The organism is Mesorhizobium sp. WSM4311 (genome assembly GCF_002295115.1).
Classification (GTDB): Bacteria; Pseudomonadota; Alphaproteobacteria; order Rhizobiales; family Rhizobiaceae; genus Mesorhizobium.
In genome coordinates this window covers 25,818-48,429 of the sequence record NZ_NSFV01000009.1, presented here as the reverse complement: position 1 = coordinate 48,429, position 22,612 = coordinate 25,818, and the positions used below count along the sequence as shown (strand labels likewise).

Annotated in this window: 24 protein-coding genes; 15 read left to right on the top strand and 9 right to left on the bottom strand. The window is 64.0% G+C overall.

The genetic code is table 11. From position 1 onward, the window contains the following. The first annotated feature begins 15 nt into the window (after positions 1 to 15). The gene (locus CK226_RS23075) at positions 16 to 1,071 is read left to right on the top strand and encodes an RluA family pseudouridine synthase (protein WP_095793268.1); all 1,056 of its coding nucleotides are present in this window, start codon (positions 16 to 18) and stop codon (positions 1,069 to 1,071) included. Between the two features lie 212 nt (positions 1,072 to 1,283). Continuing rightward, a complete protein-coding gene (gene rpoH, locus CK226_RS23070) occupies positions 1,284 to 2,195 on the top strand; it encodes an RNA polymerase sigma factor RpoH (protein WP_095772137.1) in 912 nt (303 codons plus the stop codon). Between the two features lie 85 nt (positions 2,196 to 2,280). On the opposite strand, the gene CK226_RS23065 is transcribed toward rpoH, so the two are convergent. The 4 genes from CK226_RS23065 to CK226_RS23050 all read right to left on the bottom strand — a co-directional run bounded on the left by CK226_RS23065 (position 2,281) and on the right by CK226_RS23050 (position 4,766). Beyond that, entirely contained in the window at positions 2,281 to 3,141 is an 861-nt protein-coding gene (locus tag CK226_RS23065; RefSeq protein WP_245437820.1) for an MBL fold metallo-hydrolase, read from the bottom strand. A 155-nt stretch (positions 3,142 to 3,296) separates the two neighbouring features. Further along, positions 3,297 to 3,956, bottom strand: coding sequence for a peroxiredoxin (locus tag CK226_RS23060; RefSeq protein WP_010911916.1), 660 nt, complete (start codon positions 3,954 to 3,956; stop codon positions 3,297 to 3,299). Positions 3,957 to 4,120: 164 nt separating this feature from the next. After that, positions 4,121 to 4,483: a cell division protein ZapA gene (locus CK226_RS23055; protein ID WP_010911917.1), complete on the bottom strand. Its 363-nt coding sequence runs from the start codon at positions 4,481 to 4,483 to the stop codon at positions 4,121 to 4,123. Positions 4,484 to 4,493: 10 nt separating this feature from the next. Beyond that, complete coding sequence (locus tag CK226_RS23050; RefSeq protein ID WP_006200774.1) at positions 4,494 to 4,766, bottom strand: DUF4164 domain-containing protein; 273 nt, start codon at positions 4,764 to 4,766, stop codon at positions 4,494 to 4,496. 262 nt (positions 4,767 to 5,028) lie between these two features. Here CK226_RS23050 and tkt point away from each other — a divergent pair, with 262 nt between their 5' ends. The 7 genes from tkt (at position 5,029) to CK226_RS23015 (ending at position 14,659) form a co-directional block, all read left to right on the top strand. Continuing rightward, on the top strand, positions 5,029 to 7,020 hold the full coding sequence (gene tkt / locus CK226_RS23045; RefSeq protein ID WP_095772135.1) for a transketolase: 1,992 nt from the start codon (positions 5,029 to 5,031) through the stop codon (positions 7,018 to 7,020). Positions 7,021 to 7,231: 211 nt separating this feature from the next. Continuing rightward, positions 7,232 to 8,242 (top strand): type I glyceraldehyde-3-phosphate dehydrogenase, encoded by a 1,011-nt coding sequence (gap, locus tag CK226_RS23040; RefSeq protein ID WP_095772134.1) that lies wholly within the window; start codon positions 7,232 to 7,234, stop codon positions 8,240 to 8,242. 196 nt (positions 8,243 to 8,438) lie between these two features. Then, positions 8,439 to 10,322, top strand: a complete 1,884-nt coding sequence (locus CK226_RS23035) for a potassium/proton antiporter (protein ID WP_095793144.1) — start codon at positions 8,439 to 8,441, stop codon at positions 10,320 to 10,322. A gap of 158 nt (positions 10,323 to 10,480) precedes the next feature. Continuing rightward, complete coding sequence (locus tag CK226_RS23030; RefSeq protein ID WP_095793143.1) at positions 10,481 to 11,677, top strand: phosphoglycerate kinase; 1,197 nt, start codon at positions 10,481 to 10,483, stop codon at positions 11,675 to 11,677. Between the two features lie 256 nt (positions 11,678 to 11,933). Beyond that, a complete protein-coding gene (locus CK226_RS23025) occupies positions 11,934 to 12,959 on the top strand; it encodes a class I fructose-bisphosphate aldolase (RefSeq protein ID WP_095793267.1) in 1,026 nt (341 codons plus the stop codon). A 165-nt stretch (positions 12,960 to 13,124) separates the two neighbouring features. Beyond that, positions 13,125 to 13,862, top strand: a complete 738-nt coding sequence (locus CK226_RS23020) for a thioredoxin family protein (RefSeq protein WP_095793142.1) — start codon at positions 13,125 to 13,127, stop codon at positions 13,860 to 13,862. An 83-nt stretch (positions 13,863 to 13,945) separates the two neighbouring features. Next, entirely contained in the window at positions 13,946 to 14,659 is a 714-nt protein-coding gene (locus tag CK226_RS23015) for an SGNH/GDSL hydrolase family protein (RefSeq protein ID WP_095793141.1), read from the top strand. Positions 14,660 to 14,687: 28 nt separating this feature from the next. On the opposite strand, the gene CK226_RS23010 is transcribed toward CK226_RS23015, so the two are convergent. Then, the gene (locus tag CK226_RS23010) at positions 14,688 to 14,849 is read right to left on the bottom strand and encodes a hypothetical protein (protein WP_080512074.1); all 162 of its coding nucleotides are present in this window, start codon (positions 14,847 to 14,849) and stop codon (positions 14,688 to 14,690) included. Positions 14,850 to 14,950: 101 nt separating this feature from the next. Next, entirely contained in the window at positions 14,951 to 15,904 is a 954-nt protein-coding gene (locus CK226_RS23005; protein WP_095793140.1) for a ring-cleaving dioxygenase, read from the bottom strand. A gap of 288 nt (positions 15,905 to 16,192) precedes the next feature. On the opposite strand from CK226_RS23005, the gene CK226_RS23000 reads away from it, so the two are divergent. The 4 genes from CK226_RS23000 (at position 16,193) to CK226_RS22985 (ending at position 18,294) form a co-directional block, all read left to right on the top strand. Further along, positions 16,193 to 16,360 (top strand): hypothetical protein, encoded by a 168-nt coding sequence (locus tag CK226_RS23000; protein WP_095787987.1) that lies wholly within the window; start codon positions 16,193 to 16,195, stop codon positions 16,358 to 16,360. A gap of 84 nt (positions 16,361 to 16,444) precedes the next feature. Further along, complete coding sequence (locus CK226_RS22995; RefSeq protein ID WP_095793139.1) at positions 16,445 to 17,035, top strand: type 1 glutamine amidotransferase family protein; 591 nt, start codon at positions 16,445 to 16,447, stop codon at positions 17,033 to 17,035. 66 nt (positions 17,036 to 17,101) lie between these two features. Beyond that, a complete protein-coding gene (locus CK226_RS22990; RefSeq protein WP_095787988.1) occupies positions 17,102 to 17,509 on the top strand; it encodes a hypothetical protein in 408 nt (135 codons plus the stop codon). A gap of 65 nt (positions 17,510 to 17,574) precedes the next feature. Next, on the top strand, positions 17,575 to 18,294 hold the full coding sequence (locus CK226_RS22985) for a YafY family protein (RefSeq protein WP_095201249.1): 720 nt from the start codon (positions 17,575 to 17,577) through the stop codon (positions 18,292 to 18,294). A gap of 62 nt (positions 18,295 to 18,356) precedes the next feature. Here CK226_RS22985 and CK226_RS22980 read toward each other — a convergent pair whose 3' ends face one another. From CK226_RS22980 to CK226_RS22970, 3 genes are all read right to left on the bottom strand, one after another. Continuing rightward, complete coding sequence (locus CK226_RS22980; protein WP_095772126.1) at positions 18,357 to 19,049, bottom strand: DUF1013 domain-containing protein; 693 nt, start codon at positions 19,047 to 19,049, stop codon at positions 18,357 to 18,359. Positions 19,050 to 19,393: 344 nt separating this feature from the next. Next, positions 19,394 to 19,534, bottom strand: a complete 141-nt coding sequence (locus tag CK226_RS22975; protein ID WP_064987068.1) for a DUF1127 domain-containing protein — start codon at positions 19,532 to 19,534, stop codon at positions 19,394 to 19,396. Between the two features lie 391 nt (positions 19,535 to 19,925). Beyond that, positions 19,926 to 20,936, bottom strand: coding sequence for an NAD(P)H-quinone oxidoreductase (locus CK226_RS22970; protein WP_095787989.1), 1,011 nt, complete (start codon positions 20,934 to 20,936; stop codon positions 19,926 to 19,928). 121 nt (positions 20,937 to 21,057) lie between these two features. Here CK226_RS22970 and CK226_RS22965 point away from each other — a divergent pair, with 121 nt between their 5' ends. Together CK226_RS22965 and CK226_RS22960 are read left to right on the top strand one after the other, a co-directional pair. Further along, positions 21,058 to 21,252: a DUF1192 domain-containing protein gene (locus CK226_RS22965; RefSeq protein ID WP_027047479.1), complete on the top strand. Its 195-nt coding sequence runs from the start codon at positions 21,058 to 21,060 to the stop codon at positions 21,250 to 21,252. Between the two features lie 87 nt (positions 21,253 to 21,339). After that, a complete protein-coding gene (locus CK226_RS22960; RefSeq protein ID WP_095772124.1) occupies positions 21,340 to 22,587 on the top strand; it encodes an MFS transporter in 1,248 nt (415 codons plus the stop codon). The last annotated feature ends 25 nt before the right edge of the window (positions 22,588 to 22,612 follow it).

The window sequence follows — 22,612 nt, the reverse complement described above, 5'->3', positions numbered from 1 at the left end:
CCGGAACGGTTTTCGATGAGCGCTCATAACGAACAGGCCCCCGAATTGATAGAGGATCGATTCATCGCGGCCGAGCCGAGGGTGCTGGTGGTGGGCGCGGATGCGGCCGGCCAGCGCCTCGACCAGTGGCTGGCGGCCAGCCTCGGCCCTGACATGTCGCGCAGCCGCGTGCAGATGCTGATCAGGCAAGGCGCCGTCAGCGTCGACGGCGAGCCGGCCGACGAGACCAAGCGCAGGATGATCGCGGGCGAACGCGTGTCGGTCGCCATGCCGGAACCGGAGCCGGCCGCGCCGCAGGGCGAGGCCATCGCGCTCGACGTGCTTTATGAGGACGACGCGCTGATCGTCATCAACAAGCCGGCGGGACTGGTCGTGCATCCCGGCGCCGGCAACTGGACCGGCACGCTGGTCAACGCGTTGATCCATCATTGCGGTGACAGCCTGTCGGGCATTGGCGGGGTGCGCCGGCCGGGAATCGTCCACCGCCTCGACAAGGAGACCAGCGGCGTCATGGTGGTGGCCAAGACCGACCGCGCCCATAAGGCGCTGTCGGAAGCCTTCGCCGATCACGGCCGGACCGGCGATCTCGAACGCGCCTATCTGGCGTTGGTCTGGGGCATACCGCAGCGGCCGACCGGAACGGTCGATGCGCCGCTTGGCCGCGCCGCCGACCGGGTGCGCCGCGCCGTGGTGCCGGAAGGCCGCGACGATGCCCGCCACGCCGTCACCCACTTTGCCGTTCAGGAGCGTTTCGGCGAAAGACAGCAGGAATTCGCCACCGCCAGCCTGGTCGAATGCCGGCTGGAAACCGGCCGGACCCACCAGATCCGTGTCCATATGGCCCATATCGGCCACCCGGTCATCGGCGACCCCGACTACGGCCAGGCCTTCCGCACCAAGGCCAACCGGCTGCCGGAACCCCTGAAAAGTCAGGTCAGGGCATTTTCCCGGCAGGCTTTGCATGCCTGGCTCCTTGCATTTCGCCATCCCGATACCCATCTGACGATGAGGTTCGAGGCGCCGATACCGAGGGACATGGAGGAACTCGTCGGCGGCTTTCGCCATCTCTGACCCGCCATCAACAAGCTCGAAATCGACCATCAAAAAACTTGACTGGCATTGTTCACTTCAGCGTGACACACTGTTTCGTGTTGAACAAATGCCTGTCGTTTCTGGTTTTGTTCCTGTATAAGACCTTTATGTCGCGAGCGAGCCTTTTGGTGTTCGCGTCACATGCCCGCCGCGTTTCGGGGGCATCACTCCAATAGAGAGGGGGCGCTATCATGGCCCAGTCACTACCTAGCATTGTTTCCGGCGAAGGCGGCCTCAGCCGCTACCTGGAAGAAATCCGCCGCTTTCCCATGCTTCAGCCGCAGGAAGAGTACATGCTCGCCAAGCGTTATGCCGAGCATGAAGACACGTCCGCCGCGCACAAGCTCGTCACCAGCCATTTGCGGCTCGTCGCCAAGATCGCCATGGGCTATCGCGGCTACGGCCTGCCGATCGGCGAGGTGATCTCGGAAGGCAATGTCGGCCTGATGCAGGCCGTCAAGAAATTCGAACCCGAGCGCGGTTTCCGCCTGGCGACCTACGCCATGTGGTGGATCAAGGCCTCGATCCAGGAGTACATCCTGCGCTCGTGGAGCCTGGTCAAGATGGGCACGACCGCCAACCAGAAGCGTCTGTTCTTCAACCTGCGCAAGGTGAAGGGCAAGATCCAGGCGCTGGATGACGGCGACCTCAAGCCCGACCAGATCACCGAGATCGCGACGCGGCTGAACGTTACCGAGGCAGAGGTGGTGTCGATGAACCGCCGCCTGTCGGGCGACGCTTCGCTCAACGCGCCGATCCGGGCGACGGAAGGCGAATCCGGCGAATGGCAGGACTGGCTGGTCGATGACCACGAAAGCCAGGAAGAGATGCTGATCGAGCAGGACGAGCTGGAAAACCGGCGCGGCATGCTGTCAGGCGCTCTTGCCGTGCTCAACGAGCGCGAGCGGCGCATCTTCGAGGCCCGTCGCCTCGCCGAGGAGCCGCTGACGCTGGAAGAGCTGTCGGCCGAGTTCGACATCAGCCGCGAGCGCGTGCGTCAGATCGAGGTGCGCGCCTTCGAGAAGGTGCAGGATGCGGTCAAGGCCGCCGCCAAGCGCCAGACCCAGGCGCTGCGCACCATCGAGGCACAGCCGGCGGCTTAAGCCAGCTTCGGCGACAAAACATCAAGGCGGCGTCAGGAAACTGGCGCCGCCTTTTTCGTGAACCTCGGCCGGTGTCACGATCGCCTCAAAGCGCATCCAGCGGAAATTTCAGATACCGCCGGCCATTGGCTTCCGGTTCCGGCAGCCGGCCGCCATTCATGTTGACCTGCAGCGCGTGCAGGATCAGCCGCGGCATCGGCAACGTCTTGTCGCGAGCCTCGCGCAGCGCCACGAATTCGGCTTCGCTGCGCGCGGCAACGAGATGGATATTGCTGGCCTTCTGCTGGCCAACCGTGCTCTCCCACAAGGGCTCGCGGCCACCGGCCTGATAGTCATGGCCGACGAAGACGCGCGTCCCATCGGGCAGCGCCAGTATGTCCTGGATCGAGCGCCACAGCCGCGCGGCACTGCCGCCGGGGAAATCCGCTCGCGCCGTGCCGCTGTCGGGCATGAACAGCGTGTCGTGCACGAAGGCGGCGTTGCCGATCACATAGGTGATCGAGGCCAGCGTATGTCCGGGTGAGAACAGCACCTTGACCGGGACTGTCCCGACCAGGAAGGTCTCGCCTTCCCTGAACAACCTGTCCCACTGCGAACCGTCGGCGGGAAAATCCGGCCAGTTGTAGATCGCCTTCCACAGGTTCTGGACGTCGACGATCCTGTTGCCGATCGCGGTCTGCGCACCGGTCTTCCGTTTCAGATAATGCGCTGCCGAGAAATGGTCGGCATGCGGGTGGGTATCGAGGATCCACTCGATCTCCAGCCCGTTCTCCCCGACGAAATCGAGCAGGGCATCCGCGCTCTTCGTTCCCGTCGCGCCGGATTTCTCATCGAAGTCGAGGATCGGGTCGATGATGGCGCATCGCCTTGTCGCCGGATCGGTGACGACATACTGAATGGCCCCGGTCGGCTTGTCGTAAAAGCCCCTGACCTCAGGTTTTGCCAAAGCCAAGTCCAACCCGAACCCCCCAACCCAGCCAGCAGGAACGATTTTCTCCGCCAAGCTCCAACAAGAGCATGGTTGTCCACCCAGGCGAGCCAGTCAAGCATGACTTGGCCCGCCTGGGTGGAAAAGGCAAAAACCGTTCCGGCGCCCCCGTTTCAGGCGGACGGCTGTTTGGTCTTCCTGAGATAAGGCAGGATGGTGTCAAAGGCGCCAAAGCGCTTGATCGCATCCTCGTTGGAAACGGCGGCGGTGATGATGACGTCCTCACCCTGCTTCCAGTTTGCCGGCGTCGCCACCTGATGCTTGGCGGTGAGCTGCATGGAATCGACCGCGCGCAGGATCTCGTCGAAGTTGCGGCCGGTGGTCATCGGATAGGTCAGCACCAGCTTGATCTTCTTGTCCGGCCCTATGACATAGACCGAGCGCACGGTGGCGTTGTCGGCGGGCGTGCGGCCTTCCGAGGTCTCGCCGGCGCCGGCGGGCAGCATGTCGTAGAGCTTGGCGACCTTGAGGTCCTTGTCGCCGATCAGCGGATAGTGCACCGTTTGACCGGTCGCCGTCTTGATGTCGGCCTGCCATTTGTCGTGGCTGGCAACCGGATCGACGGAGATGCCGATGATCTTGACGTTGCGTTTCTTGAACTCGCCTTCCAGCCCGGCCATCGTGCCGAGCTCGGTGGTGCAGACCGGTGTGAAATTCTTCGGGTGGCTGAAGAGGATCGCCCAGCCGTCACCGATCCAGTCGTGAAAGCTGATCGTCCCCTGCGTGGTCTCGGCCGTGAAATCCGGCGCGATGTCGTTGATACGAAGGCTCATGGTTCCTACCCCTGTGAATGCCGCCTGTTGGCGGGCTGCCACCCTTTTATCACTCCATCGGCGACGTTCAAAACGGTCAGGTCGCCGCCAGTGATGCAGGCCGCGAAAAATTTTCGCCTTTTCCTGGGGAATGTAGAAATTTCGCTGTCGGCGTGGCCAAAAGTCTAGGATTTCACGGCCAGCGACGTGGCGAGATCTTCCATCCGCTGCGCCAGCGCGCCAAGCGCGTTGGTCAGCACGCTGTCGCTCTTGTCGGCCTTGGTCAGCGCCTCGTCGCGCGTCTTGCGCAAGGTCAGCACTTCGCTTTCCATGCCCTTGACGCGCTTCTGCAGCTCCGAAAGTTCGTCCATCACCATGATGCCGGCCATGACGGTCAGCCGCTGGTCGCCGATCTCACCGAAAGAATCCTTCAGATGCGAGACATAACGGTCGAAGCGTTCGGCGAGGTCGATCAGATGCTCTTCCTGGCCTTCGTCGCAGGCCATCCGATACTGTTTGCCGTCGATTGAAACCGTGACCTGTGCCATGGGCCAGCTCCTATCTGTCCAACACGGCGCGGATGGTTTCCATGGCGGTCACCAGCCGTCGCGATACTTCCTTGTTGGCGTCCTCCAGCCGTTCGGCGCGCGCTTCCGAATTGTCGAGTTCCTGCGCCAGCCGGGAGCGGTCGGCATTCATCCGCTGCACCTCGGCCTCGGCTTCCGAGTAATCGCGTTCATGCTCCAGCTTGGCCGCGACGGCGTTTTCCAGCCCCTCGATGGCCTTGCCCAGCCTGGCGATGACTTCCTTGAGTGTGGTTTCCCCGGTCATGGCCTTCGTCCTGTGCCCTGCCCATCACCGAATCGTTCGCGTTCAGAACGCGTTATCCCTGAAACATTAGGCACCGGGTGAAGGCAACGTCAACAAAGCTCTCACGACTGTCCCCTGCTAACGCTAATGTAGGGCCGCCGCCAGCATCACAAGACCGGCAAATCTGCGCCCGATTTGTTGACTAAAAGCCCGCGCCTGCTATGTGTCGCGCACCTTTTCAAGGGCGCTCCCAAGCCCCCAAACCCCCACCTTTGGAGGAACCATGACGTCGCGTGAACAACATGACCGGATGGCCAATGCGATCCGCTTTCTCTCCATGGATGCCGTCGAGAAGGCCAATTCCGGCCATCCCGGCCTGCCCATGGGCTGCGCCGACATTGCCACGGTGCTGTTCACCCGCTTCCTGAAATTTGACGCCAAGGCCCCGCACTGGGCCGACCGCGACCGCTTCATCCTGTCGGCCGGTCATGGTTCGATGCTGCTCTACTCGCTGCTCTATCTGACCGGCTACGAGGACATGACCCTCGACCAGATCAAGAATTTCCGCCAGCTCGGCTCCAAGACCGCCGGCCATCCCGAATACGGCCACGCCGCCGGCATCGAGACGACGACCGGCCCGCTCGGCCAGGGCCTTGCCAATTCGGTCGGCTTCGCGCTCGGCGAGCGCATCATGAACGCCGCCTTCGGCAACGACCTCGTCAGCCACTACACCTATGTGCTGGCCGGCGACGGCTGTCTGATGGAAGGCGTTTCCCAGGAGGCCATCGCGCTGGCCGGACATCTCAAGCTCAACAAGCTGATCGTCTTCTGGGACAACAACAACATCTCGATCGACGGCCCGGTTTCGCTCGCCGACAACACCGACCAGGTTGCCCGCTTCCAGGCCTCCGGCTGGAACGCCAGCCATATCGACGGCACCGATCCGGAAGCCATCGCCTATGCCATCGAGGCCGCCCGCCATTCCGACAAGCCGACGATGATCGCCTGCAAGACGACCATCGGCTTCGGCGCCCCGACCAAGGCCGGTACCAACAAGGCGCACGGTTCGCCGCTCGGCGCCGACGAGATCGCCGGCGCGCGCAAATTCTTCAACTGGGGCTCGCCGCCCTTCGAGATTCCGGCCGACATCCTCGATGCCTGGCGCGCCGCCGGCAAGGCCGGCGCCAAGCCGCGGGCTGACTGGGAGGGCCGTCTCGCCAAGGCAGAGCCGAAGCTGAAGGCCGAGTTCGAGCGCCGCCTCGCCGGCAAGCTGCCGTCCAATTTCGACGCCGTCATCGCCGACTACAAGAAGAAGCTCTCGGTCGACAAGCCGAAGGTCGCCACCCGCAAATCGTCGGAAATGGCGCTTGAGGTCATCAACGGCGCCGTGCCGGAAACCATCGGCGGCTCCGCCGATCTGACCGGCTCCAACAACACCAAGACCAGCCAGACCAAGAACATCACGCCGGACGATTATGGCCAGCGCTATGTCCACTACGGCATCCGCGAGCATGGCATGGCGGCGGCCATCAACGGCCTGACGCTGCATGGCGGCCTCATCGCCTATGGCGGCACCTTCATGTGCTTCTCCGACTATGCCCGCCCGTCGATGCGGCTGTCATCGCTGATGGGCATCCGCTCGATCTTCGTCATGACCCATGATTCCATCGGTCTGGGCGAAGACGGCCCGACCCACCAGCCGGTCGAGCATCTGGCGGCCCTGCGCGCCATTCCCAACCACAATGTTTTCCGTCCGGCCGACGCCGTGGAAACCGCGGAATGCTGGCAGATCGCGCTCGAATCCGAAAAGACGCCGTCGACGCTGGCGCTGACCCGCCAGAACCTGCCGACCGTGCGCACCGAGCATTCGGCCAAGAACCTGAGCAGTCAGGGCGCTTACGAACTGGCCGCGGCCAGCGGCGAGGCGGCGGTGACGATCTTCGCCACCGGCTCCGAGGTCGAGATCGCCCTCGGCGCCCGCGACCTGCTCGAGAAGCACGGTCACCCGACCCGCGTCGTGTCGGTGCCTTGCTTCGAGCTGTTCGACAAGCAGAGCGACGACTACCGCAAGAAGACGATCGGCAACGCGCCGATCAAGATGGCGATCGAGGCCGGCATCCGCCAGGGCTGGGATCATCTCATCGGCTCGGACGGCATCTTCGTCGGCATGACCGGCTTCGGCGCCTCCGGCACGATCGAGCAGCTCTACCCGCATTTCGGCATCACCGCCGAGGCAGCGGCCAAGGCGGTGGAAGCCCGCCTGCACGCCAAGTAAGGCTGTGCAGGCCGCCCAAAACTGTGTCGCGGTTTGAGATGACGGCAGGCACCAAACAAAAACGCCCCGGCGAAACCGCGCAAAGCGATTTCGCCGGGCTGGCCCAACCTAATCGATTTAAATCTACATCGCTTTGGCTGGATTCTTTGCCCGTCCGCCGCTATGAAGCTGCGGACCCATCGTCAGCCTTCCAGCTCCCAGGGAGAGAAAAATGACCGTCAGAGTTGCCATCAACGGATTCGGCCGCATCGGCCGCAACATCCTGCGAGCCATCCATGAATCCGGCCGCAAGGACATCGACGTCGTCGCCGTCAACGATCTCGGCCCGGTCGAGACCAATGCGCACCTGCTGCGCTACGACAGCGTGCATGGCCGCTTCCCGCATGAAGTGTCGGTGTCCGGCGACCAGATCACCGTCGGCAGGGAAAAGTTCAAGGTCACCGCCATCAAGGACCCGACGCAGCTGCCGTGGAAGGAGCTCGGCGTCGACATCGCGCTCGAATGCACCGGCATCTTCACCGCCCGTGACAAGGCCGCCGCGCACCTGACCGCCGGCGCCAAGCGCGTGCTGGTCTCCGCACCTGCCGATGGCGCTGACCTGACCGTGGTCTACGGCATCAACCACGACAAGCTGACCAAGGACCACATCGTCATCTCGAACGCGTCGTGCACCACCAACTGCCTGGCGCCGCTGGCGGCCGTGCTGCACGAGACGGTCGGCATCGAAAAAGGCATGATGACGACCATCCATTCCTACACTGGCGACCAGCCGACGCTGGACACCATGCACAAGGATCTCTACCGCGCCCGTGCAGCGGCGCTGTCGCAGATCCCGACCTCGACCGGTGCGGCCAAGGCGATCGGCCTCGTGCTCCCCGACCTCAAGGGCAAGCTCGACGGCATCTCGATCCGCGTGCCGACCCCGAACGTCTCGGTCGTCGACTTCAAGTTCATCGCCAAGCGCGCCACCACGGTGCAGGAAATCAACGAAGCGGTCATCGCCGCCTCCAACGGCAAGCTGAAGGGCATTCTCGGCGTCACCCATCACCCGAATGTCTCGATCGACTTCAACCATGATCCGCACTCCTCGATCATGGCGCTCGACCAGACCAAGGTGATGGACGGCAACTTCGTTTCGGTGCTGTCGTGGTACGACAATGAGTGGGGCTTCTCCAACCGCATGGGCGACACCGCCGTCGCCTTCGGCAAGACCATCGCCTGATCGCGCGGCTCCGTCTCGCGACATCGAAACGCCCGGCTTTGGCCGGGCGTTTTTCGTTTGCCGAAGCAGCAATCGCAAAACCGTCGAAAATCAGCGGCATAGGGTAAAAAACCACCCCCGCGCCTTGCACTGGCCATGCCTTCGCCCCACTCTCCCGTAAATCGATAGAAAGAGGAATTCGAGGGGCAAATCACGGATGGAGCATGCGATCTATCTCGTCACGCTGGTCGGCACGGCGCTCGTTGTCGCCGCCGCGTTTTCGAGCCTGATCGCCTTCCGCTTCGGCGCCCCCCTCCTGCTGCTCTTTCTCTGCATCGGGCTCGCCACCGGAACCGACGGCCTCGGCATCGAATTCGACAATGCCCGCATCGCCTATTTTGCCGGCTCACTGGCGCTGGCGGTCATCCTGTTCGATTCCGGCTTCGGTACACCGCTCAACGCCTTGCGGCAGGCGGCAGGCCCGGCGCTCTCGCTGGCGACCTTCGGCGTGCTTCTCACCACCGGCCTGTTCGGCGCGGCCGCCTACTATCTGCTTGACCTCAGCTGGCTGGAATCCTTCCTGCTCGGCGCCGCCGTCGCTTCGACCGACGCCGCGGCGGTGTTCTTCCTGCTGCGCGCCGGCGAGATCAATCTGCGCGAGCGCGTCCGCTCGACGCTCGAAGTGGAATCCGGCACCAACGACCCGATCGCCATCTTCCTGACCATCACCCTGGTCGAGGTCATCGCCGCCCACGCCAACCCCGAAACCAATGTCCTGGTCACCAGCCTGATCCTCGGCTTCCTCGTCAATATGGGCCTTGGCGCCATCCTCGGCGCACTCGGCGGCCTTGCCATCGTGCGTCTCGTCGACCGGCTCAATCTCGACCACGGCCTGCTGCCGATCTTCGTGCTGACGCTGTCGCTGATGGTCTTCGCCGCCGCCGGCGCCGTCGGCGGCTCCGGTTTCTTGGCGGTCTATATCGCCGGCCTCATTGCCGGGAATTCCGACATCCGCGCCGTCACCATCCTCAAGCGTTTCCAGGACGGCATGTCATGGCTGGCGCAGATCATCATGTTCCTGATCCTTGGCCTGTTCGCCACCCCTTCGCAATTTCCGGCGATCATGGTGCCGGCGATAGCGCTTGGTCTTTTCCTGATGTTCGTCGCCCGCCCGATCGCTGTCTGGCTCTGCCTGATCCCGTTCCGCCTGCCGCGCCCCGAAGTCGCCTTCGTCTCCTGGGTCGGCCTGCGCGGCGCCGTCTCGATCCTGCTCGCCATCACCCCATTGCTTGGCGGGCTTGAGAACGGCCGCACCATCTTCAACGCCGCCTTCATCATCGTGCTGGTGTCGCTTGTCATCCAGGGCTGGACGGTCGGCCCGCTGGCGCGTCGCCTCGGCCTCATCGTGCCGGCGCGCCTCGGACCGCTGGACAAGGTCGAACTCGAACTCCCCGGCTCCGCCCACCACGAGCTCCTTGCCTATCGCGTGGCGCATGGCAGCCCGGTGGCGCGCGGCGAGCGCATTCCGCGCTGGGCGCGGCCCTCGCTGGTGCTGCGCGACGGCCGCTCGATGCGCTTTCAGGACATGGGCCGGCTCGCCGCCGGCGACCAGGTCTACATCTTCGTGCCGGACCGCTATCCGCGCCTGCTCGACAAGCTTTTCGCCAGCCGCGCGGTGGTCGACCCGGAAGACGCCGATTTCTTCGGCGCCTTCGCCGTCGACCCGGCGCGCTCCGCCGCCGAGCTTGAGGCAGCCTACGCTCCGGGCCTGACCGAGGCGGAGCAGAAGCTCACCGTCGGCGCGCTGGTCACGGCGCGGCTTGGCGGCCATGCCGAATATGCCGATCGGGTGCTGATCGGCTCGATCGAGCTGATCGTCAGGGATGTCGACGACAAGGGCAGGATCACGGGTCTGGGTCTTTCCTTCGAGCCGACCGCGCCGGTGGCGCGGGTACCGGTGTTCCTGAGCGCGGGCGAGATGGGCGACCGTCTCAGCGCCTTCATCCGCAACTGGCGCAAGCCGACCGAGACGCAGGAGGCGGCAGCCCAAAAAGATGAGCCGCCCGAGCCGCCGGTCGAAAGGGCCACGACAGGGAGCTGAAAAGAGCGATCGTTTGCCTTGCCCCGGCGGCGGGGGGCGATCTTCACGGACTATGTTCGCGCCCGCCTCAAAATTTCGCACCGCGCCGCGGCCAAAGCCTTGCATCGTCACCGATGCGGGGTATGGTCCCGGCGATTTTTCCGAGGAAAGGAACCCGCATGGCCGCCTTCAAGACACTGGACGATATCGGCAACATCAGCGGCAAGCGCGTGCTGGTGCGCGTCGACCTCAACGTTCCCGTCGCCGACGGCAAGGTCACCGACGCCACCCGCATCGAACGCATCGCGCCGACCATCGCCGAACTGTCGGGCAAGGGCGCCAAGGTCATCCTGCTCGCCCATTTCGGCCGGCCCAAAGATGGGCCATCGCCGGAATTCTCGCTGGAGCCGATCGCCAGGGCGACGGCCGAGGTGCTCGGCCGCCCCGTCGGCTTTGCCTCGGATTGCGTCGGCGACATAGCGGGAAGTGCCGTCGCGGCCATGAACAAGGGCGACGTGCTGCTCTTCGAAAACACCCGTTTCTACAAGGCCGAGGAGAAGAACGACCCGGCCTTCAGCGAGCGGCTCGCCGCCAATGGCGACATCTTTGTCAACGACGCCTTTTCCGCGGCGCACCGCGCCCACTCTTCCACTGAAGGGCTGGCGCATCTGCTGCCTTCCTTTGCCGGCCGCACCATGCAGGCCGAGCTCGAAGCGCTGGAGAAGGGGCTGGGCAATCCGGTCCGCCCGGTCGTCGCCATCGTCGGCGGCGCCAAGGTCTCGACCAAGATCGACCTGTTGATGAACCTGGTGAAGAAGGTCGACGCGCTGGTGATCGGCGGCGGCATGGCCAACACCTTCCTTGCCGCGCGCGGCACCGATGTCGGCAAGTCGCTGTGCGAGCATGACCTTGCCGCCACCGCCAAGCAGATCATGATCGAGGCGGCCGAGGCCGGCTGCGCCATCATCCTGCCGGTCGACGGCGTCGTCGCCAAGGAATTCAAGGCCGGCGCCGCTTGCGAGACTGTTGCCATCGCCGACGTGCCGGCCGACGGCATGATTCTGGATGTCGGCGAAAAGACCGTGAAGACGATCGGCGAATGGATCGACCGCGCCGCGACCCTGGTCTGGAACGGCCCGCTCGGCGCTTTCGAGATCGCGCCGTTCGATCACGCCACGGTGGCGGCGGCAAAACACGCGGCCGCGCGCACCAAGGCCGGCAAGCTGGTCTCGGTCGCCGGTGGCGGCGATACGGTGGCGGCGCTCAACCACGCCGGCGTCGCCGATGACTTCACCTATGTCTCGACCGCCGGCGGCGCCTTCCTGGAATGGATGGAAGGCAAGCCGCTGCCAGGCGTCGACGTGCTGAAGCGCTAAGCAATTCCAGCAAAAGCGTGAGACGGTTTTCCCGGGAAAAGCGCGTAGCGCTTTCCCTTGGGAATTGCGTCGAGACTCAAGCGCATTTTGCAGCCAGGCGGAAACGCCTGGCGGTGCAGACATGCGGCTGGAACAAGCAAGGCGATCGACACAAAGAGACGCCCGGGACTTTCAATCGATTCGAGCTTTCCGATGCCATTCCTTTGGCGGTAGACTTCCGTTAAGCGCGGAACGAACCCCTCTCAGGAGAAGCATGATGAGCGAACGTCTCGAAGACATAGCCGCCGCGATCGTGGCCAACGGCAAGGGCCTGCTGGCCGCCGACGAAAGTTCCGGCACCATCAAGAAGCGTTTCGATGTCATCGGCGTCGAATCGACCGCCGACAGCCGCCGCGACTATCGCGAGATGATGTTTCGCGCCAAGGACGCGATGACCAAGTACATCTCCGGCGTCATCCTCTATGACGAGACCATCCGCCAGAAGGCCGCCGATGGCACGCCTCTGGTCGACATCATCAAGGCGTCAGGCGCCATCCCCGGCATCAAGGTCGATGCCGGCGCCAAGCCGCTCGCCGGCTTTCCCGGCGACACCGTTACCGAGGGCCTCGACGGCCTGCGTGAGCGCCTTGCCGACTACTACAAGCTCGGCGCCCGCTTCGCCAAATGGCGCGCGGTGATCGACATCGATACCGGCAAGAGCGTGCCTTCGGCCACTTCGATCAGCGCGAACACCCATGCGCTCGCCCGCTATGCCGCCCTTTGCCAGGAAGCCGGCATCGTGCCGATCGTCGAGCCGGAAGTGCTGATGGACGGCGCCCACGACATCGGCACCTGCTACGAGGTCTCGAAGGCGACGCTGATCAAGCTCTACGATGAACTCCATGCGGCGCGCGTCGTGCTCGAAGGCACGATCCTCAAGCCCAACATGGTCCTGTCGGGCAAGAAGTCGGGGACGGTGGACAGTCCCGAAAAGGTCGCCGAGATGACCATAAAACTGTTCCGCGAGACGGTGCCGGCGGCGGTCCCGGGCATCGCCTTCCTCTCCGGCGGCCAGGAGGACGAGGAGGCAACCGCCAACCTCAACGCCATCAATGCCATCGGTCCGCATCCGTGGAAGCTGACCTTCTCCTATGGCCGTGCGCTGCAGGCTGCCCCGCAGAAGGCATGGAGCGGCAAGGCGTCGAACGTCGCCGCCGGCCAGGCCGCCTTCACCCATCGCGCCCATATGAACTATCTGGCTGCGCTCGGAAAATGGAAGCCTGGCCTCGAACAGGCCGCCTGAGCCCAGCTTTTCCATCCCCGTTCAGACCCGGGCCAACGCGCCCGGGTTTTTCCTATCCGCGATTTGGGGGAAGACCTCCTCATCCCTATTTCCTCTGGGCGTTGCCGGTGGTGTCGGTTTGCGCTCGTCCCGAACGTCCTTGGGATGAGAGACAGGGAGAGGTTCATGCATCGCAACAAGGTCGTTTCACGCGAAGACTGGTTCCAGGCGCACAAGGCGCATCTGGCGCGTGAGAAGGAACTGACGCGGTTGCGCGAGCGTGTCGCGGCCGAGCGGCGGGAACTGCCATGGCTGAAAGTAAGGAAGGACTACGTCTTCGAGACGGAGCAAGGGCCGATGAAACTGGCCGATCTTTTCGCCAACCGCAGCCAGTTGATCGTCTATCACTTCGTGTTCGCGCCAGGCTCCACCCATCACTGCGAAAGCTGTGCCTTCGTCGCCGACCATATGGACGGCGCCAACCGGCATCTCAGGCATCGTGACGTGTCGCTTGTCTCCATATCGCGGGCGCCGCTGGCCGAGCTGCAGCCCTACAAGCAGCGCATGGGCTGGACGTTCGACTGGGTCTCTTCCTATGCGTCGGACTTCAACTTCGATATGCAAGTGTCCTTCACCGACAAGCAGATCGCGTCCGGCGAAGCGGTCTACAATTTCGAAACACCGGTGCTGACGTCGAAGGACCTGCCCGGCACCACTGTCTTCTACAAGGGCGAAACCGGTGACATTTTCCTGACCTTCATGTCGCGCGCCCGCGGCAGCGAGCAGTTCATCGGCGCCTATCAGTATCTCGACATTGCACCGAAAGGTCGTGACGAGACCGGTCCTTACGGGACCTTCATGGACTGGGTGCGACTGCACGATGAATACGGGAACAGGTCGCTGCGGGGCGATGAATGCCCTTAGGGTACCGGCCGGCGATGCAAGGATCCGTTCACCTCGGCCCAAACATGCGCTAAGCCTGCCGCAGATCATTCCACGGTTCCGCCATGCGCTTCCCGGCCTCTCTCACCTGGCTCGCCTTCCCCGTCTATGTCTGGCAGGGGCTCGGCGTGCGCCGCCGCACAACGCGCATGCTGCCGGCACAGGGACCGGTCATGCACGAACTCGCCGGCAAGGCGCCCGGTATCTCGCTTCTGGTGCTGGGCGACTCCTCGGCCGCCTCGGTCGGCATCGGCAATTCCGAGGACGGGCTTGCCGCGCAGCTCGCCGTGCTGATCTCGCAGCGCACCGGCCGCGCCGTGCGCTGGCGCGCCGCCGGCTTCAATTCGGCGACATCGGGCCAGATCCGCGACCATGTCCTGCCCAACCTGTCGGCCGATCCGTGGACGCATATCGTGCTTGCCATCGGCACCAACGATACCAAGAATTTTCATTCGGTGCCGCGCTTCAAGAAGGAGTTCGGCGGCTTGCTCTACGGCCTGCGCGCCAAATGGCCGGAGGCACGCGTCGTGTGGTCGCCGGTGCTGGAGTTCACGCGGGCGCCGGCCATGCCGCCGCTGCTCGGCAAGATCCTCGAGATCCGCGCCACCGCAATGAACCGGATGGGTGAACGGCTCTGCCTTGAACGCGGCGCGGTGCCGGCCCCGCGCTTGCCGATCACCAATCCCGAACAGGGTTTCGCCTCGGACGGCTTCCACGCCTCGGAGGCGGGCTACCGCGCCTGGGCCGCGCATCTCGTCGACCTGGTGCTCGCCAGCTGAACACCGACGGCCGATGCGGCCTGCAGACCTATGTCAAATGCCCGAGCACGGCCGCCAGTGAGATCGCGGCCATGGCCAGCAGCGCCAGCTTCCAGAAATCGCCGCGGCGCTTGAGCCCTGGCCAGCCGATCGGTTTGATCAGCTGGATGACCATGAAGCCGACGATGACAAGGGCGAGAAGTTTCGTCATGCCGCCTTTGACCAGCAACGCGGCCCGCTGTCAAAGCCGAGAAAGAACGGACGCCGCGTTCCCCAACCGGACCGCGGCGCCCGCCGTTTTGGGAGGACGACCTACTTCAGCGGCTTGAGGCCGGCTTCGATCGAGGCGCGCTTCGGTTCGAGGAACGGCGGCAGGGCCAGGCTTTCGCCCAGCGTCTCCAGCGGCTCGTCGGCGGTGAAGCCCGGCCCGTCCGTGGCGATCTCGAATAGGATGCCGTTGGGCTCACGGAAATAGAGTGAGCGGAAGTAATAGCGCTCGACCTCGCCGCTCGACGGCAGGCGGAATTCGGCCAGGCGGGCGGTCCATTGATGCAGCGTCTCCTGGTCCGGCGCCCTGAAGGCAACATGATGAACCGCACCGGCGCCCTGCCTTGCGGGAGCCAGCCCGGGCTGCACGGCGACATGAAGCTCCGCAGCCGGCCCGCCAGCGCCCATTTCGAAGACATGGACCTGGCCTTCGCCATCCGGCGAAGCATAGTCGCGGGCCTTGCGCATGTTCATCACCCTGGTCAGCACCGTCTCGGTGTTGGTGATGTCGGGGACGCTGATGACGATCGGCCCGAGCCCGCGGATCTGATGCTCGGCCGGCACCGGGCTTTGCGCCCAGGGATGGCTGCCGCCCTTGCCGCCATCGCTGACGAGCCGCAGACGCTGGCCTTCGGGATCCTCGAAATCGAACGACGGGTAGCCGCCGATGTCGGCAATCTCTCCTGTCGCGATGTTTTCGCCGGCCAGGTGCTGTTTCCACCAGGCCAGGCTCTCCGGGCTGCCGACCCTGAGGCTGGTCCGCGCGATGCTGTGGGTGCCGCGCCGCTCGCGGCCAACCGGCCAGTCGAAGAAGGTGAGGTCGGTGCCCGGCGTCGCTTCGCCGTCGGCATAGAAAAGGTGATAGGCCGACGTGTCGTCCTGGTTCACCGTCTTCTTGACCAGCCGCAAGCCCAGCACCTTCGTATAGAAATGAAGATTGCCCGGTGCGTTGGCGGTGATGGCGGTCAGATGGTGGATTCCTGTCAGTTGCAGGCTCATGGTCGTCTCCCTGGTTTTGGGGAAGAATTTTCTCCCTTCATATCAGAACTGCGGTCACCTCGCTGAAGGCCGCCTATCCTGACAGTTCGTCGCCGTGAATTGAACAGTGTCGGCTCCATAGGCACCCCGGCGTGAACAATCCCTCATCCGCAAGGCTGGGTCGAAGATCACGGCCGGGGACAATTTCCGCCAGCCGGAACGATCGCCGCGCGCCCTGCCATCCTCCTGACAGACTGCTGTCAGGAGGGGTGTGCGATACTGCATCCAGTTAGAGAGAGGAGAATAGCCATGAACGGTTTCACCATCCTGCGCGGCATGCAGCACTATGTTGGCAAGGTTCGCACCATGCGCAACGAAATTCGCACGCAGCGTTTCATGAACGCGCTGCCCGCGGACATCCGCAAGGATATCGGCTGGCCCGATATGTATGTGGAACGTCGCTCTCGCGGCAATTGAGGCGAATTTTTCGACATCGATATTGGACATGGGCGCGGCAATGCCCAGATATAGCTGCGGCGCGCTGGGGGACGGAGCGAGCTTATGCCTGATCAGAAGACAATCGGCTTCGTCTTCATCGAAGGTTTTGCCGACTGGGAATATGGATTGCTGGCCGCCTCGGCGGTTGAGTGGTTCGGTGCTCGTGCCGTGTCATTGACCCCTGGAGGCAAGCCGGTGACCGGGATAAGCGGCTTTCGGCTGACGCCCGACCGCTCGGCCGGCATCGACGAGAATGCCGATCTTGACGCAGTCGCCGTCATCGGTTCCGACCAGTGGGCGGGCAAAACACCTCCGGATGTCGCTCAATTGCTCAATGCCGTTGCAACGCGCGGCGGCGTCGTCGGCGGCATCTGCGCTGGCACGCTGGCGCTGGCCCGCGCCGGCATGTTCGAACAAGCCAAACATACCAGCAATGGCCGCGACTGGATCAACGGACACGAAGCCGGTTATGCCGGCGACAACAACTATCAGGACGTGCCGCACGCGGTCGCCGACGGCAAAATCGTCTCCGCGCCGGGTTCGGCGCCCGGCACCTTTGCCCTTGCCTTTCTGAAGACGCTCTATCCCGAGCGAGGCGCCGATCTCGCGCAGATGCGGACGCTGTTTGCCAGGGAATATGCTGAAGCCTCCTGACAGTATGCTGTCAGGAGGGATGTGCAACGATGAGATAATGCGCATGGCCAGCCGAGAGAACGACCGATGAAAAGCTGGAACGACAGGCTGAACACGCCTGGCACCAACGGCGTGAAACCAACGCCGCGCACGGTGGGTGACGTGGTCGAGGGCCAGCCGATGCTGGTGCCGACCGCGCGCCAGGTCGACGCTTTCATCCGGTCGATTCCCGAAGGCGTCGAGATGGATGTCCGTGCGCTGCGCACGGCGCTCGCCATCGAACACGGCGCCGAAGTGACATGTCCGGTGACCATTGGCTATCATCTGCGCACGGTCGCCGAAGCCGCCAGGGAAGACCTCGATCGCGGCATGACTACGAGCGACATCGCGCCCTTCTGGCGCGTGCTCGATGCGAGGACGCCGACAACGAAGAAACTGTCCTTTGGCGCGGAATTCATCGCCGCGCAGCGCAAGCGCGAAGGACTGAAACCGTAATGAATGTCGTCAGGAGCGGCTCCGGTCCAGGAGCCGCCCTAGCAACAACACTGGGGAAGCAAACGATGCGCCGCGCCGACAGGCTCTTTCAGATCGTGCAGCATCTGCGGGGTGGCCGTCTGGTCACCGCCCAGAAGCTCGGCACGTGGCTCGAGGTTTCCGAGCGAACGATCTATCGCGACATTGCCGACCTGCAGTCGACCGGGGTGCCGATCGACGGCGAGGCCGGCGTCGGCTACATGATGAGGGAGGGCTTCGACCTTCCGCCGCTGATGTTCACGCGTGACGAGATCGTGGCGCTGGTTGCCGGCGCGCGCATGGTGCGCGCCTTTGGCGGCGCCGCAATGGCACGCGCCGCCGACGAGGCATTGGTCAAGATCGGCGCGGTGCTGCCCGATGCCGAGAAGGACCGCATCGCCCGCACCGAGATCCACACACCGATGTGGGTGGTCAGCGACGCCGCCCGCGAGGCGATCGACCTGATCGAGCGTGCGGTCGAAAAGCGCCAGGTGCTGACCATCGACTATTGCGACGAGGCCGGGCGCGGCACCGCGCGCGACATCAGGCCTCTCGGCCTGTGGTTCTGGGGCAAGGTGTGGACGCTGGTCGCCTGGTGCGAGATGCGCGACGACTTCCGCGCCTTCCGCATCGACCGCATCGCCTCGGTGGTGATCGCCGGCCGCATCTTCAAGCCGGAGCGCGGCAAGCAGCTTGCCGACTTCTACCGGGCCGTGGAGCGCAGCGAGGATTACGGCATGGCGCCCGACCGCGTGGCGCGAAGCTGAGATAGCATATGGAATAAAAAAGCCCGCTCGAAGCGGGCTTTTTTCATGAACTGTCGCAGACCTTATTCGTCGTCAGCATCTTCGTTCTTCGACTTCAGCGCCGAGAGCTTGGCGAACACGGCGTTGGCGTCGAGTTCGGCATCCTCGTCCCTCGGCTTTTCGGGGGCCGGCACCAGCCGCTCGGTCAGGGCCGCCGGCAGCAGCGTGTCGCCGACCGGCTGCGCCTGTTCGCGGCCGCGCGAGGCGCGGTTGACTTCCATGTCGAGGTCGATCTGCGAGGCGAGACCCAGCGTCACCGGATCCATCGGCTGCAGATTGGCCGAATTCCAGTGCTTGCGTTCGCGGATCTGCTCGATCGTCGACTTGGTGGTGCCGACGAGACGCGAAATCTGCGCGTCCTTGAGTTCGGGATGGTTGCGCACCAGCCACAGGATGGCGTTCGGCCGGTCCTGGCGCTTCGACAGCGGCGTGTAGCGCGGGCCCTTGCGCTTGGATTCCGGCACCCGCACCTTGGGGTCGGAAAGCTTCAGGCGCTGGTTCGGGTCCTTCTCGGCGCGCGCGATCTCGTCTCGGGTCAGCTGGCCGGTCATGATCGGGTCCATGCCCTTGATGCCTTGCGCCGATTCGCCGTCGGCGATTGCCTTGACCTCGAGCGGATGCAGCCCGCAGAACTGGGCGATCTGCTCGAAGGAGAGCGCGGTGTTGTCGACCAGCCAGACGGCGGTCGCCTTGGGCATCAACAGCGTATTGGCCATTAGAAAAATCCTTCTCGTTCGCCCGCGTTCCCGCGCGGGCGGTGGTTTAGAGCCACCAAAATGGGAAATTCGCGGCCTGTATAACCGTTCCCTTGCCGTTTCGCAATGTTTTTGGAAGCGCGGCCGCCCCGATGGGTTCGAGAGCCGGTAAGCGCGTAGGGGACAGGCACTTTTGAGCAGGCCGCACAAGTGCCGCGCCGCTCCTGGAATCGCCAATTGCACTGGCTCCAAAAAGACAAAACCCGCTGGACAAGGTCCAGCGGGTTCGAACCGGAAACGGGGAACGTCTGCGACGGCTCTACTTCTCAACATGAGCCGGCCCTGCGGCCGGATCATGCTTGCAATCAGATCGCCTGGCGGGCGATCCGCTCGATGTCGGCGCGGTTGATGCCGAGATCGCTGAGCTGACGTGCGTTGAGACGGTTCAGTTCGCGCACGGTCTCGTTGTACATGCGCCAGTTACGGAAAGCGCGGATCGGGTTCATGGTAGTCCTCCTGAATGGGGTGTTTGTTTCGATGCTGCACAGATAGTGATCATCGATGAGGACTTGAACGGCCGATTTTGCATAGCAATGATGCAAATGCTGCATTGCACCATTAAGCCTCTGTTCATCTTGTAGGCAGGGACGAAAGGCGCTGTCCCAGGCCGTGTCGAGATTCCGGTCAGGCCGAGTCGGAGTCGAAGACGGGCGCGAAGCGACCAAACTGGGTTGATACCGAGAACCAGAGCGGAGCGTACTTTTCGTAGGCGAGCACCGGCCTACGCCGGCCATAGCCTTGGCTGCCACGACCGCCCACATGAGTGCTTCGGCCGGCGGAGGCCGGAAGCGCAGGAAGCCATCATTTGCAGGCCGGCCTTGCCTGAATATCGCCGTCCTAGCCGACGTCGAGCACGATCTTGCCGATATGCTCGCCCTCCTCCATCCGCTCATGCGCGCGCCAGGCATCGGTCAGCGGATAGATCATGTCCATGACGGGTGCGACCTTGCGCGTGCCGAGCAGTGGCCACACCTGTGCCTCCAGAGCCGCCGCGATCGCCGCCTTGAACTCGACGGTGCGCGGCCTGAGCGTCGACCCCGTATGGGTCAGCCGCTTGACCATGATCTTGGAAAAATCCGCGCTGGCGACGGCACCAGCCTGCACGGCGATCTGGACGATGCGGCCCTCGACCGCCGCCGCTTCGTAGTTTCGCTGGACATAGTCGCCGCCTACCATGTCGAGGATGACATTGGCCCCCTTGCCATCCGTCGCCTCCTTGACCGCCGTGACGAAATCCTCCTCGCGGTAATTGATTGCCCGGTCGGCGCCGAGCTTCAGGCAGGCGTCGCATTTCTCCCTGGATCCGGCGGTGGTGATGACATAGGCGCCGAAGGCCGAAGCCAGCTGGATCGCCGTCGTGCCGATGCCGGACGAGCCGCCATGCACCAGCAGCGTCTCGCCTTTCTTCAGGCCACCGCGTTCGAACACATTGTGCCAAACAGTGAAATAGTTTTCCGGCACGGCCGCTGCTTCCGTGTGGGTGAAGCCGGCGGGCAGCGGCAGCACGCTGCCGGCATGAACCTTGACATATTCGGCATAGCCGCCGCCGGGGGTCAGCGCGCACACCCGGTCGCCGATGCGCCAGCGCGATATCTCGTCGCCAAGGGCAGCCACTTCGCCAGATACTTCGAGGCCCGGCAGGTCCGATGCACCGGGCGGCGGCGGATAGGCGCCCTTGCGCTGCTGCACGTCGGGCCGGTTGACGCCGGCGGCATGCACCTTGATCAGGATCTCGCCGGGGCCGGGCAAGGGGACATCGCGCGTTTCCGGTTTCAGCACCCGTGGGCCACCCGGTTCCGAGATCGCGATTGCCGTCATCCTCGCCGGAATTTTCTGTCCGCTCGCCATGGAGTTTCCCGTCTTCCTCGCCGCATTCTTACCGGCTGTTTGCATCGACGCCCTTGCCCTATGTATGCTGATTGCCAAATCAGGCAAATGGCCAATCTGGTGTGGCGGAGGAGGAGCAACGATGGCGATCTTCGACGACGAACCCAAGAAGAAGGCACGGCCGCACGAGATCGGGCAGGATCTGTCGCTGCTTTCCGTCGGCGAACTGTCGGAGCGCATCGGCATCCTGCGCGACGAAATCGCAAGGCTGGAGGCTGAGCTCAAGGCCAAGGACAACACCAAATCGGCCGCCGAGGCACTGTTCCGCCGCGGATAGGCAGACGGGCGCAACAGCCCGCCGCCGAAAAGCCCGAATGCGACTGTCTTCAGACCTTGTCCCTCCAGAGTCCAGCCGGATCAATAAATGCTCGCATCCTACAGACCGATCCTCTCCCTGCTTCGCGGCACTGCCTTCCTGCTGGCGGCATCCGGTCTGCATGGGCTGCTGCTTCCCCTGCGCGGCCAGGTGGAAGGGTTCTCCACCGCATCGCTTGGCCTGATGGGCACGGCCTGGGCCGGTGGCTTCGTCACCGGCTGCTTCTTTGCCCCACGCATCGTGCGCCGCGCCGGGCATGTGCGCGCCTTCGGCGCCTTCGCCGCGTCCGGCGCCATCGTGGCCCTGCTCACCGGCCTGATCATCGATGAATATGTCTGGATCCTGCTGCGCGCCTTTACCGGTTTCACCATGGCCGGCGCCTTCATGGTCATCGAAAGCTGGCTGAACGAGAAGGCCACCAACGAGAACCGCGGCACCGTCTTCGGCCTCTACATGATGGTCACCTACGCCTCGATCATGGGCGGCCAGATGATTGTCGCCGGCGGCGACGTGAAATCGGCGTCGCTGTTCATGATCACCGGCATCCTGTTCTGCCTGTCGCTGATCCCGACCGCGGTTTCGACGGCGTCGCACCCCAAGCCGCTGCAGGACGTCAAACTCGACGTCAAGGGGCTCTACGCCAACTCGCCGGTGTCGGCGATCGCCTGCGTTTTGATCGGCATCGCCAATGGCGCCTGGGGCACGCTGGGTGCGGTCTATGGCGCGCGCATCGGCATTCCCACCGCGGAGATCGCCTTGATGATGAGCCTCGTCGTCGTCGCGGGCGCTGCCATGCAGCTACCGGCCGGGCGTCTCTCCGACAAGACCGACCGGCGTTTCGTGCTGGCCGGCGCCGCTTTCGGCGCGGCCCTGTTCGCGCTCCTGATCTTCCTGTTCCAACCGCGCTCCGGCATTTTCGTCATCGTCTTCACCGCCGCTTACGGCGCTTTTGCCTATACGCTGTATTCGATAGCCGTGGCGCATGCCAACGACCACGCCCGTGCCGAGGACTTCGTCAAGGTGTCGGGCGGACTGCTGCTGCTTTACGGCTTCGGCACCATGATCGGGCCCTTGCTGGCGGCAGCGCTGATGGGCTGGATGCGCCCGGAGGGCCTGTTCCTGGCCACCGCCTTCGCGCATCTGTCATTGGCAGGCTACACGCTGCTGCGCATCAGCCGCCGCGCTCCGGTGCCGATCGGCGATCGCGACGCCTTCAAGACGCAGCCGGCCGACCGCTCGGTGACGCCGGAAGCATTGCGGCTTGACCCAAGAAGAAAAGCAGAAGCAGACAGTTGAGATTCGAAAAACTTTGCCTCACAAA